The 13,916-nt window shown below is 70.0% G+C and carries 13 protein-coding genes, 1 pseudogene and 1 riboswitch; of the genes and pseudogenes, 11 read left to right on the top strand and 3 right to left on the bottom strand.

The window, feature by feature from the left end:
- Positions 1-192 precede the first annotated feature (192 nt).
- On the top strand, positions 193-2,379 hold the full coding sequence (locus tag AB0I23_RS17485) for an N-6 DNA methylase (RefSeq protein WP_359110113.1): 2,187 nt from the start codon (positions 193-195) through the stop codon (positions 2,377-2,379).
- Between the two features lie 58 nt (positions 2,380-2,437).
- Here AB0I23_RS17485 and AB0I23_RS41690 read toward each other — a convergent pair whose 3' ends face one another.
- On the bottom strand, positions 2,438-2,536 hold the full coding sequence (locus AB0I23_RS41690; RefSeq protein ID WP_436846950.1) for a hypothetical protein: 99 nt from the start codon (positions 2,534-2,536) through the stop codon (positions 2,438-2,440).
- Here AB0I23_RS41690 and AB0I23_RS17480 point away from each other — a divergent pair.
- From AB0I23_RS17480 to AB0I23_RS17470, 3 genes are all read left to right on the top strand, one after another.
- Positions 2,535-3,164, top strand: a complete 630-nt coding sequence (locus tag AB0I23_RS17480) for a hypothetical protein (RefSeq protein WP_359110111.1) — start codon at positions 2,535-2,537, stop codon at positions 3,162-3,164. The two genes, AB0I23_RS41690 and AB0I23_RS17480, sit on opposite strands and share 2 nt — an antisense overlap.
- On the top strand, positions 3,161-4,693 hold the full coding sequence (locus AB0I23_RS17475) for a serine/threonine-protein kinase (protein ID WP_359110109.1): 1,533 nt from the start codon (positions 3,161-3,163) through the stop codon (positions 4,691-4,693). The genes AB0I23_RS17480 and AB0I23_RS17475 overlap by 4 nt, the downstream gene beginning before the upstream one ends.
- 446 nt (positions 4,694-5,139) lie before the next feature.
- On the top strand, positions 5,140-5,973 hold the full coding sequence (locus AB0I23_RS17470; RefSeq protein WP_037694908.1) for a glycoside hydrolase domain-containing protein: 834 nt from the start codon (positions 5,140-5,142) through the stop codon (positions 5,971-5,973).
- On the opposite strand, the gene AB0I23_RS17465 is transcribed toward AB0I23_RS17470, so the two are convergent.
- Both AB0I23_RS17465 and AB0I23_RS17460 read right to left on the bottom strand, forming a co-directional pair.
- Positions 5,970-6,194 (bottom strand): hypothetical protein, encoded by a 225-nt coding sequence (locus AB0I23_RS17465; protein ID WP_359110196.1) that lies wholly within the window; start codon positions 6,192-6,194, stop codon positions 5,970-5,972. The two genes, AB0I23_RS17470 and AB0I23_RS17465, sit on opposite strands and share 4 nt — an antisense overlap.
- Positions 6,195-6,429: 235 nt before the next feature.
- Positions 6,430-7,001, bottom strand: a pseudogene (locus AB0I23_RS17460) (YfhO family protein); the annotation flags it as partial.
- A 132-nt stretch (positions 7,002-7,133) separates the two neighbouring features.
- On the opposite strand from AB0I23_RS17460, the gene AB0I23_RS17455 reads away from it, so the two are divergent.
- The 7 genes from AB0I23_RS17455 (at position 7,134) to AB0I23_RS17425 (ending at position 13,811) form a co-directional block, all read left to right on the top strand.
- Positions 7,134-8,090, top strand: a complete 957-nt coding sequence (locus AB0I23_RS17455; RefSeq protein ID WP_359110107.1) for a glycosyltransferase family 2 protein — start codon at positions 7,134-7,136, stop codon at positions 8,088-8,090.
- Positions 8,087-8,473 carry a GtrA family protein gene (locus AB0I23_RS17450; protein WP_359110105.1) on the top strand — a complete coding sequence of 129 codons (387 nt, stop codon included), beginning with the start codon at positions 8,087-8,089 and terminating at the stop codon, positions 8,471-8,473. The genes AB0I23_RS17455 and AB0I23_RS17450 overlap by 4 nt, the downstream gene beginning before the upstream one ends.
- A 180-nt stretch (positions 8,474-8,653) precedes the next feature.
- Positions 8,654-9,307: a SurA N-terminal domain-containing protein gene (locus AB0I23_RS17445; RefSeq protein ID WP_359110103.1), complete on the top strand. Its 654-nt coding sequence runs from the start codon at positions 8,654-8,656 to the stop codon at positions 9,305-9,307.
- Between the two features lie 33 nt (positions 9,308-9,340).
- Positions 9,341-10,303 (top strand): nucleoside triphosphate pyrophosphohydrolase, encoded by a 963-nt coding sequence (locus AB0I23_RS17440; protein ID WP_359110101.1) that lies wholly within the window; start codon positions 9,341-9,343, stop codon positions 10,301-10,303.
- 9 nt (positions 10,304-10,312) lie between these two features.
- Positions 10,313-11,602 (top strand): cytochrome P450 family protein, encoded by a 1,290-nt coding sequence (locus AB0I23_RS17435; protein ID WP_359110099.1) that lies wholly within the window; start codon positions 10,313-10,315, stop codon positions 11,600-11,602.
- A 105-nt stretch (positions 11,603-11,707) separates the two neighbouring features.
- Positions 11,708-12,619: a transglycosylase family protein gene (locus AB0I23_RS17430; protein WP_359110097.1), complete on the top strand. Its 912-nt coding sequence runs from the start codon at positions 11,708-11,710 to the stop codon at positions 12,617-12,619.
- A 300-nt stretch (positions 12,620-12,919) separates the two neighbouring features.
- A riboswitch (cyclic di-AMP (ydaO/yuaA leader) is annotated at positions 12,920-13,091 on the top strand.
- Positions 13,092-13,094: 3 nt separating this feature from the next.
- A complete protein-coding gene (locus AB0I23_RS17425; RefSeq protein ID WP_359110095.1) occupies positions 13,095-13,811 on the top strand; it encodes a transglycosylase family protein in 717 nt (238 codons plus the stop codon).
- Positions 13,812-13,916: the final 105 nt, after the last annotated feature.

The following is a 13,916-nucleotide window of genomic DNA, read 5'->3' as shown; positions in this document are numbered from 1 at the left end:
GTGAGCGGTTCGTTGCGCCACCTGACGTAGCGACAGGTCAATAAGACCAGAGCTTGTGAACCGGGTCAACATGATTCACGGAAAATGGGTGTGTGCACACTGTGAATCCGTCGCGGGTGAAGGGGTCGGTATGCTCGAGGACACAGCAGGCAGCGCGGATCCGTATGGACGCATCAGGACCAGGGAGAGCCAGTGCCGGAGAACTCGACAGAGGTGACCGCGGCCGGAATCGCCCGGCTCGCCGGGGTGGGGCGCGCCGCCGTCAGCAACTGGCGCCGCCGCCACGCAGACTTCCCCAAGCCGGTCGGCGGCACCGAGACCAGCCCGTCCTTTGCCCTTCCCGAGGTCGAACAGTGGCTCCGGGACCAGGGGAAACTCGCTGAGGTCCCGCTCCGTGAACGGGTCTGGCAGCAGCTGGCCGGACACCCGGCCGGCGCCGTTCCCGCCCTCGTGCACACGGGCTGCGCCCTGCTTCTCGTCCGGGACAGGCCCACCGCCTGGCTGGAGATCACCGCCGTGCCGGACGCGCGGATGGCCAAGGTGCTCCACCTCGCCCTGAACAGCCTTCTCACCGCACGCTTCGGACCTGCCACCGGCGACGCGGAAGGAAGCGACGCCGGAGGCGGAACGGGATACGCGCGGGCTGTTCACACTCCCACCGCCGACGAACTGCTCGCGTCCGTCCCTCTGCTGCGGGCCGCCGCCGAACTCGCCGCCGAGACAGGAACCCGCCAGGCCCTCGAGTTCCTCCTCGGCCGTCAGCTCGCGGCGAATCCGCGCCAGTTCACCCTCACTCCGCCCGGCCTCGCCGACCTGATGGCCGAGCTGATCCGGACCGGCGACCGGCCCGCCCGTACGGTCCTCGACCCGGCCACCGGGACCGGCGCCCTGCTGTGCGCTGTCAGCGCTCCGACCGCCCTGTACGCGCAGGACGCCGACCCGGATCTTGCCGCGCTCAGCGCCCTCCGCCTCGCCCTGCACTCCGAGGGCCGCAATCCCACAGCGCTCGCCGTGCGGACCGGCGACACGCTGCGGGCCGACGCGTTCCCGCAGCTCGCCGTCGACGCCGTGCTCTGCCACCCGCCGTTCAACGAACGCAACTGGGGCCACGACGAGCTCGCCTACGACCCGCGCTGGGAGTACGGCCTCCCCGCGCGCGCGGAGTCCGAACTCGCCTGGGTCCAGCACGCCCTGGCCCATCTGCGCGAGGGCGGCACCGCCGTCCTGCTGATGCCGCCGGCCGCCGCATCACGCCGCTCCGGCCGGCGGATCCGCGCCGATCTGCTGCGCCGCGGCGCGTTGCGTGCCGTCGTCGCCCTCCCGGCCGGCGCGGCACCCCCGTACGGCATCCCGCTCCACCTCTGGGTGCTCCGAAAGCCGGGCGCCGGTGTCCGCCTCTCGCCCGAACTGCTGCTGGTGGACACCGCCGAGCCCGCGGAATCGCCGACGGCGCCCGCATCCGCCCCCGCGTCCGGCGGGCGCGACCGGCTCGACTGGCAGGCGGTGCGCAGTGCCGTGCTGGATGCCTGGGAGCCGTTCGACGGGCGGACCGGTTCCGAGCCGGACGTCCCCGCCCAAGGGGCCGGCCAGGACCGGCCGGGCGTCAGCCGGGTCGTCCCCGTCATCGAACTCCTCGACGACGACGTGGACCTGGCCCCCGCCCGCCATCTGCCGTCCCCGACGGCCGGTGGCGGACCGGGTGAACTCACCCGCGTGCGGGACCGGCTCACCGAGACGCTGCGGCTGACCGCGACCCTCACCCCGCCGCCCGCGGACGTCTCCGGCGCGGCGCACTGGCCGCTCACCACCGTCGGCGAGCTCGCCCGCGCGGGCGCCCTTCACCTCCGTACCGGAGGTTCCGGTACCGGCACCGGATCCGCCCCCGTCCCCGTCCTCACGGAACACGACGTCCTCGGCTCCACCGCCCCCTCCGGAACACTCCCCTCCGCCCCCGCCGGCGCGGAGGGACCGCTCGAGGAGCCGGTCCTCGTCGAGCCGGGCGATGTCGTCGTCCCCGTACTCGGCGGCGGCTCCGTCGCCCGAGTGATCGACGAGGCGACCGCGGGCGCCGCGCTCGGCCGCAACCTTCAGCTGCTGCGCCCCGATCCGGCCGCCGTCGACCCGTGGTTCCTCGCCGGTTTCCTGCGCGGCACCGCCAACAACCGTCAGGCCAGCAGCTATGCGTCGACCGCCACCCGGCTCGACGCCCGCCGTCTCCAACTGCCGCGGCTGCCACTGGCGGAGCAGCAGCGGTACGGGGAACGGTTCCGCTCCCTGGCCGCGTTCGAGGACGCGCTCCGGTTGACCGGCAGGCTCGGCGGACAGCTGGTCCAGGGGATGTACGACGGTCTGACGGACGGCACGGTCACGCCGGAGTGAGCTGAACCACAACGGTTCCGTACAACCCGTGGGCCGTTGTCGGTGTCGCCCCTTACGCTCAGATCTGCCAGATCTGCATGCGCACGCGTACACATACCCGCACGGGTACGTACGCGTGCGCGCGGGACCTCCACGACCACGTACCAGGAGCAGCCATGTACGCGCCGGGTCATCCGCCGACGCCGCAGCGCCGGGTCCCCAGCCGGGCCTGGATCGTGTCGATGCGTGTGCTGTTCGTCGTGCTCGCCGTGGGCTCGATCGGTCTGCTGCTGTGGACGCCGTTGCTGCGGCTGGCGATCGTGCGCCGCCGGGCGTCCGACTGGTGGCTGACCGGGGCCGGCTTCGTGCTGGTCTGTGTGCTCCTGCCGATCATCGGCAGGGACGACACCAATCCCGATCCCAACGGCGTCGACTTCTTCTTCATACCGCTGCTGCTCGTGGCGATCGTCGCCGCCTGCGCGTACTACCTGTACGGGGACATCCGCCACTACGAGCAGCTCACGAAGCAGCAGTTCGGCGCCGGGTATCCGCCCCCGGCGCCGGGGTACGGGTACGCGACCACCGCGCCCACGCAGCAGCCGCTGTCCGTTCGGCCTCAGCAGTACGCACAACCCCAGCCGCCTCAGTACCAGCCGCAGCCGCAGCCGCAGCCGCAGCCGCAGCCGCGGTCGCACCCGCAGCCCGTGCAGCACGCGCCCGCGCCCACCCCGCCCCACCGCATCGACCAGGTCCGCGCCGAGCTCGACGAACTGAGCGACCTCCTCCGTCACGAGGAGGACCGATGAGCGGGCGCGTCATCGCCGGACGGTACGAGCTGGCGACCATCCTCGGCCAGGGCGGCATGGGCCAGGTCTGGACGGCGTACGACCAACGCCTCGACCGCCGGGTCGCGGTGAAACTGCTCCGGCCCGACCGGGTCGCGGGCCCCACCGGCAGCGAAGCGGTCGAGGAGCTGCGACGCCGGTTCGTCCGCGAGTGCCGGGTCACCGCCCAGGTCGACCACCCGGGCCTGGTCACCGTCCATGACGCGGGCAGCGACGGCGACGACCTGTTCCTCGTCATGCAGTACGTCGAGGGGTCCGACCTCGCCGACCATCTCGCCGAGCACGACCCGTACCCCTGGCAGTGGTCCGTCGCCGTCGCGGCTCAGCTCTGCGCCGCGCTCTCCGCCGTGCACGCGGTGCCGATCGTCCACCGCGACCTCAAGCCCCGCAATCTGATGGTGCGTTCGGACGGCACGGTCACCGTCCTCGACCTGGGCGTCGCCTCCGTCCTGGACAGCGACACCACCCGCCTCACCCACACCGGTACGCCGATCGGTTCGCCCGCCTACATGGCGCCCGAGCAGGCGATGGGAGGCGTCGTCGGCCCCTACACCGATCTGTACGCGCTCGGCGTGCTCCTCCACGAGCTGCTCAGCGGGGACGTGCCGTTCGCCGGCTCCACCGCTCTCGGGGTGCTGCACCGCCACCTCTACGAGCCGCCGCTCCCGGTCCGTCAGATCCGGCCCGATATCCCGGAACCCCTCGAAGCGCTTGTGCTCCGGCTCCTCGCCAAGGACCCGCAGCACCGCCCTGCGAGCGCCCAGGAGGTGTACGAACACCTCACCCCGCTTCTGCCGTCGAGCGGCACGGGGCTCCCGGCCGGCCCGCTCGACCCGACCCGACCCTTCCTGCGGCCGCACGCACCGTGGCCCGACCGCGTCACCACCCCGCCCGCCGCGCAGCCCGCGCCGGTGGCCGCGAAACCCGATGTCGCGGCCGCGGTCGACGAGGTCAAGCAGCTGCTCGGGCAGGGCCGGATCACCCAGGCCGTGGACATCCTCGGCGGCATTCTCCCGGCCGCCGCCGAGCAGCACGGCGAGGGTTCGCCGGTGGTCCGCATCCTGCGCAAGCAGTACGCGGCGACCCTGATGGACGACGGGCAGTACCGCCGCGCCCTGCCCGAACTGCGGCGCCTCGCCGACGACCGCGCGGCGGAGGCCGGACCGGCCGACACGCAGACGCTGCAGTACCGCTACGACGCGGCGCACTGCCTGGAACAGCTGGGCGAACCGGCGGCCGCGCTCGCGGAGTACCGGGCGGTCCTGCCGTACTACGAGAACCGGTACGCGACGGGCAACGACCCGGCACGCTCCTTCGAGATCCGTCAGCGCATCGGGTATCTGCTGCTCGCGGTCGGCGACCACGCGGCGGCGCGCGGACAGCTTCAGGCGCTGCTCTACGACACCGAGCGGATGTACGGGCCGCACCACCCGCTGCCGGTGGAGCTGCGTCGTCAGCTCGACCGGCAACTCCAGGTCCGAGGCGGGTAAGTAACCATGTCCACTCTGATCGATCATCTCGAATCACGTCTGGGCCAACTTGTCGGGGCGTGGTCGGTCAGAGATGGCGCGCCCGAAGGCGGCGCGCAGGTGGGGTACTTCACCGGCGGCATCTTCGGGGGCGTCCAGTCCCACGCCACCATCACCTTGCACAAGACATATCCGGTCTCGCCGATCTGGTTCCGGACGGCGTCGTGCAGTGGCAGGTTGCGCAGGCCGGGGGAGCGGGCGGCGACCCCGGCTCCCGTGGGCTTCGGCGCGGGACCTGAAGGTAGGAAGGCAATGAGCACGCCAAATTTCTGCAACGGCTGCATGAGATGCCCCTTTTGTCAGTGAACTGTCGATCAAGGCATGAGACCGTGATCTGCCGCCGGGGCGGCTGACGACTCGCCTGCCCCGTCGGCCTCTCACTTCTTCCGAGCACTGTCGAGGTCTCTGTGCCCTCTCACCGCATATCCAAGAAGCGTCGCCGCATCTCCCTGGCCGTGGCCGGCGTCGCCGTTCTCGCCGGTGGCGCGTTCGCCGCCGAGGCCGCCACCGCCACCACCGTCTCCAGGCCCGCGCCGAAGATCTACACCGGGCATGTCTTCGACACCTGCACCGCACCGTCGCTGACCACCATGAAGGGCTGGTACAGCTCCTCCGTCTACCACGGTGCCGCCGTGTACGTCGGTGGGAAGAACCGCGGCTGCGCGCAGCCCAATCTCACCGCGTCCTGGGTGAAGTCCGTCAGTGCCACCGGGTGGAAGCTGGTCCCGCTGTACGTCGGCGCGCAGCCGCCGTGCCAGACGAGCGCCAACCCCGAGAAGATGACCGCCACCAACGCCGCCTCACTGGCCGTCACCGACGCCAACGACGCCGTGGCGAAGGAGGCCGCGCTCGGTATGAAGCCGGGCAGCCCCGTCTACCTCGACATGGAGTACTTCGACCCGAAGAACACCTCCTGTGTGAACACGGTGCTCACCTACATCCGGTCGTTCGACAAGACGGTCAAGGCCAAGGGGTACTGGTCCGGCTTCTACGGCTTCAGCAACTCCAGCGCAGCCGTCGTGGCCAACGCGACGAACCGCACGGACCTGCCGGAGATCCTCTGGTACGCCCGCTACGACGACGTGTACTCCACCACCACGGGCTTCCCGTACGCCTCGACGCTGTACACCGGGCACCGTCGCGGCCACCAGTACGCCGTCAACAAGAAGGTGACGCACACCGGCGGCACGCTCACGATCGACCGGAACGCCTGGGATGCCCCGGTCGCGATCGTGGGCTAGTGCCGGCCCAGGTAGTTGTCGGCGGGGCGGTTCCGGCAGGTCCAGCCGGCGATGCGGGGCGCGGCGATCACGACCGTTCCGGTGCTGCCGGGCGGTAGTTCGGCCCGTATGCCGTCGGCGGTGACATGGACGGCGGTCGCACCGGTGCGCTTGAGGCCGGCGACCGCCGAGGCCGGCCGGTCCGGGTTCGTTCGGGAATGGTCCGCAGGTCTGCGCCGCACGCCGGCAGCGGGCGTTCATGGGATCGGAAGGCGCCACCGCCGTCCCGCTGCGGCGTGCGGTCCGGACAGCGCTGCGGGTTCATATCCCTGCCGGAGATCCTCTGGTACGCCCGCTACGACGACGTGTACTCCACCACCACGGGCTTCCCGTACGCCTCGACGCTGTACACCGGGCACCGTCGCGGCCACCAGTACGCCGTCGACAAGAAGGTGACGCACACCGGCGGCACGCTCCCGCGACGAGCAACGGTGCGGCGATCCGGTGCCGCCCCGTCCGGGCCCACTCCCCGGCCAGGCAGAGCAGCGGCAGCGAGATCAGACCGTCCAGCCACATCGGGTTCACGACGCCTCGACGACCGACCAGCCGCACAGCGCGTACGAACCACAGGGCAACCCCGCCGCCCACCGGCGCCCGCCGCGCAGCGTCAGGAGCAGCAGGGCCGTCAGCGTCGCCGCCGACGCCATTTTCAGGACCGTCACCACATGGACCGCGAGGTCGATGCGGTCCCGCGGAAAGAACCCGAGGAGCAGCGCGAACGGGCTGGTCAGACAGGTGCCGAGGCCGGGCAGGAAGCTGGTCCCGTATCCGGACGACCCATTCAGGAACAGCCCGCCGTCGGCGTTTCCGTGCAGCAGGTCCCAGCGTCGGGTGTGGAACGGAACGAACTGATTTCCGAGGTCATGGACACTTCGGGCGTGCGGTCCGAACGGAAAGCTGCGGGCCGCCGCATCGCCCGCGCACACGGTGACGACGGTGATCAGTGCGGCGAGCCAGGCCGCGGCCGGGCGAGGGCGGAAGGTCGGCATACGGAGGAATATGGCAGTCACGGATGAGTGAATAGTGTTGATCTGTTTCCTTGCTCGCTCAATTCGCGAAATGGTTGCTCATCATCCATGTGAAACATCTTTAACCGACTGACCGACAGGGTGAGATACTCCGTGCTGATCTCGCTGGTGGTGCCTTGTTTCAACGAGGAGGAGATCCTCGGACGCTTCCATGCGCGCGTCGCGGACCACATGACGCGGCTGGGACATGAATTCCAGCTGGTCTACGTCGATGACGGCAGCACGGACGGCACGCTTCCGTTTCTGGAGGAGCTGGCCGCCGCCGACCCGCGGACCCGCTACCTCTCCTTCAGCCGGAACTTCGGCAAGGAGGCCGCCATGCTCGCAGGTCTCCAGCACGCCGACGGCGACGCGGTCGTCATCATGGACGCCGACCTCCAGCACCCGCCGGAGCTCATCGGCCGCATGCTGGACGAGCACGCCCACGGCTACGACCAGGTCATCGCCCGCCGCACCCGCAAGGGCGACCGTGTCACCCGCACCCTGGGCGCCCGCGCCTACTACTGGCTGATCAATCGCCTGGTGGACGTCGAGCTGATCGACGGCGTCGGCGACTTCCGGCTGCTGTCCCGGCGTACGGTCGACGCCGTCCTCGACCTCACCGAGTACAACCGGTTCTCCAAAGGACTGTTCGCCTGGGTCGGATTCCGGACGACGACCTTCGGTTACGAGAATGCGGTCCGCGAGCAGGGCCGCTCCGCCTGGACCTTCGGGAAGCTCCTCAACTACGGACTCGACGGACTGCTCTCGTTCAACAACAAGCCTCTGCGCGCCGCGTTGTACCTGGGCTTGGTGCTGATGTCCGTGGCCTTCGCCTATGCCGCCTGGATCGTCGGATTCGCCCTGGTGAAAGGTGTGGACACGCCCGGCTACGTCACGCTCGTCGTCGTGGTCACGGCCCTCGCCGGGGTACAGATGGTGATAGTGGGTGTGGTCGGTGAGTACGTCGGCCGCATCTATTACGAGGTGAAGCGGCGCCCGCACTTCCTGGTGAAGGCCGGCAATACCGGCGTACCGAATCAGCAGGCCCGGGAGTTCGTACGCCGATGACGGTCCGGGCGCAGATGATCCGCTTCGCACTCGTCGGCGTCGTGAACACCGTTACGTACTACGGCTGCTATCTGGCCCTGCTGACCAGACTGCCGTATCTGGCCGCGCATGTGATCGCGTTCGCGTCGAGCATGACCGGCTCGTTCCTGCTGAACTCGTATTTCACCTACCGGACCCGCCCCACCTGGCAGAAGTTCCTGCTCTTCCCGCTGACCAACGCCGCCAATGTCGTCATCACGACCGGGGGTGTCTGGCTGCTGGTCGACCTGGTGGGATTCAGCAGTCGTTACGCACCGCTGGTCGCGGCGGTGGCGGCCATCCCGATCACGTTCGTGGTCTCGCGCGCGATCATGCTGCGGCCGGAAACGGCCGTGGAGGGGTGATGAACAGGCCCACATCCCCGGCTCCTGCCGAATCGTTGGTCGAATCAGTGGCCGGGATCACGTCCACTGCCTAACATCGATCACCGCAAGGTCTTGTGCGCCCGCCCGTCGCCCGGCCACCACCTCTCAACGGGGCGCGGCGCGCCGCACCTGCTGTCGCAATCTCCCCGGGAGGCTCCTTTGCACCGCCGTCGCACCGCGCTCGCCGTCTCCGCCGCCATGCTCGTCGCGGCGCCGCTTCTCTCCGCCTGCGGCAACCAGGCCCATCCAGGTGCCGCAGCCGTGGTCGGCGGGGACCGCATCGAGGTGTCCACCGTGCAGGCCCAGGTGGCGGACGTGCGCACCGCGCAGAACGAGTCCGACCAGTCCGTCCAGCTCATCAACAAGTCCGGGCAGCTCAGCCGGGCCAAGCTGCACGGGCTGATCTTCGACCGGATCCTGGACAAGGCCGCCGCGGACGCGGGAGTCACGGTCAGCCGCAAGGAGATCCAGGAGATGCGGCAGTCGGCGGTCTCCCAGTCCGGGGGAGAGGCACAGCTGCAGGCGATGATGCTGCAGCAGAGCTGGGTCGCCCCGGACCAGATCGATGCCGTCCTGCGCGAGCAGGTCCAGCTGTCGAAGCTCGCCCAGGCGTTCGGCGTCGATCTGCAGCAGCCCGCGGGGCAGAAGGCCCTCGGCGATGCGCTCAGCGCGGCGTCGAAGTCGCTGCACATCGACGTCAACCCGCGCTTCGGCACCTGGGACAACAAGCAGACCCAGCTCGCCAACTACAAGGCCCCGTGGATCACCCAGGTCACCAAGCCCGCCCAGCAGGAAGCCGCAGCCGGCGCTTAGGGGGTGCCGCACACCCCCTAGTAGGTTGGTGGGGTGAACGCTGAAGACCCCGGTCGTATCGTCCTGCTCACCGCCAGCCACCGGGTCGCGCCCGGACTGCTGTCCTGGCCCGCCTGGCAGGCGCTGCACGCAGCCGACCGGGTGCTCTGCGCCGAACCCGACCACCCCCAGCTGCCCTACCTGCGCGAGGCGGGCGTCACCGTCGAGCACGCCGCGCCCGCCGCGCAGGAACTCGTCGACGCCTGCGCGGGCGGCCGGACCGTCGTGGTCGTGACCGGTGGTGAGGGCAATCAGCCGCTGACCGACGGGCTGGCCCGGCTGGCCGGCTCGGGCCGGGTGCAGATGCCGAACCTGGAGCTGCTGCCCGGTTCGTACGATCTTCCCGGCGCCCGCCTCCTCGACCTCGTCCAGGTCATGGACCGGATCAGGGTCGAGTGCCCGTGGACCTCGCAGAAGACCCACGAGGGGCTCGCCAAGTACGCCATCGAGGAGGCCTACGAACTCGTCGAGGCGATCGAGGACGGCGACCGCGGCGAACTGCGCGAGGAGCTCGGGGACGTCCTTCTCCAGGTCGTCTTCCACGCCCGGATCGCGGAGGAGGACCCGGACGAACCGTTCTCCGTCGACGATGTCGCCGCGACCCTCGTCGAGAAGCTGATCCACCGCCATCCGCATGTCTTCGGCGACGAGACCGCCGAGACCCCGGAGGACGTCCACGCGCACTGGCTGCGCACCAAGGCCCTCGAGAAGCAGCGCGACTCGGTCACCGACGGCGTGCCGCTCGGCCAGCCCGGACTGGCGCTGGCCGCGAAGCTGGCGAGCCGGGTCCGTGCCGCCGGACTCGATGTGCCGCTCCCGACGGGTGACGGCATCGGGTACGAACTCCTCGCCCTCGCCGTACGCGCGGAACGGGACGGCACGGACCCCGAGGCCGCCCTGCGCGCTGCGGGCCGCGCCTACCGGGACGCGATCCTCGCCGCGGAGGCCGGCGGATAACGTCAGGGGGTGAACGACAGCCCCGCCGACAGCCCCGCCGACGCCCCCGAACTCTTCACCTGGGAGTTCGCCACCGACCCGTACCCTGCCTACGCCTGGCTGCGCGACCACAGCCCCGTGCACCGCACCGCGCTGCCCAGCGGGGTCGAGGCATGGCTCGTGACGCGGTACGAGGACGCCCGGCAGGCCCTCGCCGACACCCGGCTCTCCAAGAACCCTGCGCATCATGACGAACCGGCACACGCCAAGGGGAAGACCGGCATCCCCGGCGAGCGCAAGGCGGAGCTGATGACGCATCTGCTGAACATCGATCCGCCCGACCACACCCGGCTGCGCCGGCTGGTCTCGAAGGCGTTCACCCCGCGCCGGGTCGCCGAGTTCGCCCCGCGCGTGCAGGAGCTGACGGACCGCCTCATCGACGACTTCATCGAGGAGGGGTCCGCGGACCTCATCCACGACTTCGCGTTCCCGCTCCCCATCTACGCGATCTGCGACCTTCTCGGCGTCCCGCGCGAGGACCAGGACGACTTCCGGGACTGGGCGGGGATGATGATCCGCCACGGCGGCGGTCCGCGCGGCGGGGTGGCCCGGTCGGTGAAGAAGATGCGCGGCTATCTCGCGGAGCTCATCCACCGGAAGCGGGAGAACCCGGGGGAGGACCTGATCTCGGGGCTGATCCGGGCGAGCGACCACGGCGAGCACCTCACCGAGAACGAGGCCGCCGCCATGGCCTTCATCCTCCTCTTCGCCGGATTCGAGACGACGGTCAACCTCATCGGCAACGGGGTGTACGCCCTGCTGCGCAATCCGGAGCAGCGGGAGCGGCTGCAACGCTCGCTCGACGCGGGGGAGACAGGGCTGCTGGAGACCGGCATCGAGGAACTGCTGCGGTACGACGGTCCGGTGGAGCTGGCGACCTGGCGGTTCGCCACCGAGCCGCTGACGCTCGGCGGCCGGCGGATCGCGGCGGGTGACCCCGTACTGGTGGTGCTCGCCGCCGCGGACCGGGATCCGGCACGATTCGCGGACCCGGACAGACTGGACCTCGCACGGCGTGACAATCAGCACCTTGGATACGGGCACGGCATCCATTACTGCCTGGGAGCACCGCTTGCCCGACTGGAGGGACAGGCTGCCCTGGCCACGCTGTTGAGGCGCCTCCCGGACCTGCGGCTTGCGGTGGAACCTACCGATTTGCGGTGGCGTGGCGGACTCATCATGCGTGGACTGCGCACGCTTCCGGTGGAGTTCGGTCCCGGCCCGCGTTCCGACGTGGGTGACACTCTGTCAACTCTGTGACTTTCACGTGATCTGCGCTGCATCGACTTGTGACAGGCGTTCGAGTGCCGCTACGTTCACCGTTCGACTCACCAGTCACTTGTCAGTCACACGGAAGGCAACCCCATGGGCTCCGCGAACGGCAGGCACCGTCGCCCTCGCCAGGCACCCGCGATCGTCGTCGCCGCAGGCGTGACCGGTTCGGCCATCGCCATCCCCCTGCTCGGCGCGGCCGGTGCGCACGCCGCCGACGCCACGACCTGGGACCAGGTCGCAGAATGCGAGAGCGGCGGCATGTGGAGCGCCGACCTCGGCAACGGCTTCTACGGCGGCCTTCAGTTCTCGCAGGACGCCTGGAAGTCGTACGGCGGTGAGGCGTACGCTCCGCGCGCCGACCTCGCCAGCCGCTCGCAGCAGATAGTGGTCGCCGAGAGGGTCCTGGACGACCAGGGGCCGCAGGCGTGGCCCAGCTGCGCGGTGATTTCCGGGCTCACGGCGGACGGGCCGTTGCCGGGGGTCGACCCGGGAATCGTGCCGTCGGCCGAACCGGCGGAGAGCGCGGCTGCGTCCGCCGCGCCGTCGGGCAAGGCGTCGCACCAGCGCTCGGCCGAGTCTTCCGCCACGCCGTCGTCCAAGAAGTCCGACTCGTCCGACTCATCCTTCGACTCCTTCGACTCCTTCGAATCCTCCAGTTCGACTGGTTCGACTGGTTCGTCCGGCTCGTCCGACAGCGAGGCGGGTGGCAAGCACCGCGGCGCGCCGGCCCCCGAGGTGGGTCGGGGCACGGGCAGGGGCGTCGACCGCGACTCGGGCCGGCATGCTTCCCGCGGTAACAGTGAGGGGCGCGACACGCGCGCGACGGCGGCCGAAGGCGATTACACCGTCCGGCCGGGCGACAACCTCTCGGCGATTGCTGACGCACAGAAGGTTCCCGGTGGATGGCCCGCCCTCTATGAGGCGAACAAGGGTGCGGTCGGCGGCGACCCGGACCTCATCCTGCCTGGCCAGAGCCTCGACCTCGACGGGAAGTCGAAGTGAGAGCGGTCTGATAAGCAGCTAAAAATGCCCCAAAAATCGGGGTAGTTCAGGGACCTATGTCCGCTTATGCGTAAGTGAGACATGGGTCTCTTTGCGTTAACTGGCGTGTCGCGGCTGTCGGGCCTGTCCGTATCGCCCCCCACCTGCGAAAACGCTGCGCGGTCCGATGCAGGTAAGGACTGATTGTCCGTTATGCCCATCTTTGAATGTCGAGGTTGCGTACGTTTACGGTCGGAACCGCTCGCACCGCGGGCCCCGTCGACCGTCACGCCGAATCCTGCCGTCGGTCGTAGGGAACAGACGCGTAAAGCGCCGTAGGCAGGAGCGGGGGACCCAGGTAAGCCGCCGGGACCGATGGCCGAAAGGCCGTCAGGACCGGCTCGGGGTGAAGTCGCGTGCTAGGACATGCGACCGGGCAACTCACTTGGCCCGAACCCGACAGCTCACCTCGTAGGCGTCGGTGAGGAGAAGTTCCATGCTGCTGAACAGCAAGGGCAAGCACCGTCGCCCGTCCAGGGCCGTCCGTGTCGTCACGCTCGCCGGTGTCGCCGGTGCCGCCATCGCCGCTCCCCTGATGGGTGCGACCGGCGCCTCCGCCGCCTCCGTCGCCACATGGGACGCCGTCGCCCAGTGCGAGTCCGGTGGCAACTGGTCCATCAACACCGGCAACGGCTACTACGGCGGCCTGCAGTTCTCGCAGTCCAGCTGGGCCGCCGCCGGTGGTACGCAGTACGCCCCGCGCGCCGACCTCGCCACCAAGGCTCAGCAGATCGCCACCGCCGAGAAGCTCCTCGACATGCAGGGCCCGGGAGCCTGGGGCTGCGCCGGCGCCGGTGGCCTGACCAACGACGGTGTCGACCCGGGCGTCAACACCGGCTCCACCGCGCAGCAGAGCGCCCCGGCGCAGGAGTCGAAGCAGGCCGCGCCGAAGCAGGCCGAGCGCACCGAGGCCCCCGCCGCCTCCCGCGCGGACCGCGGCACCGCCCCCAAGAAGACCGTCACCACGCCGACCGGCGGGAAGGTCGCCAAGGGTGACGGCGAGTACAAGGTGAAGTCCGGCGACTCGCTCAGCAAGATCGCCGCGCAGCACAAGGTGAAGGGCGGCTGGCAGCAGCTCTTCAAGCTGAACAAGGACATCGTCAAGGACGCCGACCTGATCTACCCGGGTCAGCAGCTCCACCTGACGAAGTAGGACGGGCGCTCGTGCACACGGACTCTCCGTGGATACGGGCTCTCTCCTCCCTGAGCACCCCGATCCGGCGCGGATTCCCCCGTGCGCGCCGGATCGGGGTTTCCG

It is taken from the genome of Streptomyces atratus (genome assembly GCF_040655115.1).
GTDB classification, from domain to species: Bacteria; Actinomycetota; Actinomycetes; order Streptomycetales; family Streptomycetaceae; genus Streptomyces; species Streptomyces atratus_D.
The sequence above is the reverse complement of the archived record's forward strand: the minus strand, read 5'-3'. Positions and strand labels throughout refer to the sequence as shown.

Bases quoted from the DNA above. Each gene is read 5' to 3' on its own strand.
- AB0I23_RS17480 (WP_359110111.1), top strand. From the start codon at position 2,535: ATGTACGCGCCGGGTCATCCGCCGACGCCGCAGCGCCGGGTCCCCAGC.
- AB0I23_RS41690 (WP_436846950.1), bottom strand. From the start codon at position 2,536: ATGGCTGCTCCTGGTACGTGGTCGTGGAGGTCCCGCGCGCACGCGTAC.
- AB0I23_RS17475 (WP_359110109.1), top strand. From the start codon at position 3,161: ATGAGCGGGCGCGTCATCGCCGGACGGTACGAGCTGGCGACCATCCTC.
- AB0I23_RS17450 (WP_359110105.1), top strand. From the start codon at position 8,087: ATGACGGTCCGGGCGCAGATGATCCGCTTCGCACTCGTCGGCGTCGTG.
- AB0I23_RS17430 (WP_359110097.1), top strand. From the start codon at position 11,708: ATGGGCTCCGCGAACGGCAGGCACCGTCGCCCTCGCCAGGCACCCGCG.
- AB0I23_RS17425 (WP_359110095.1), top strand. From the start codon at position 13,095: ATGCTGCTGAACAGCAAGGGCAAGCACCGTCGCCCGTCCAGGGCCGTC.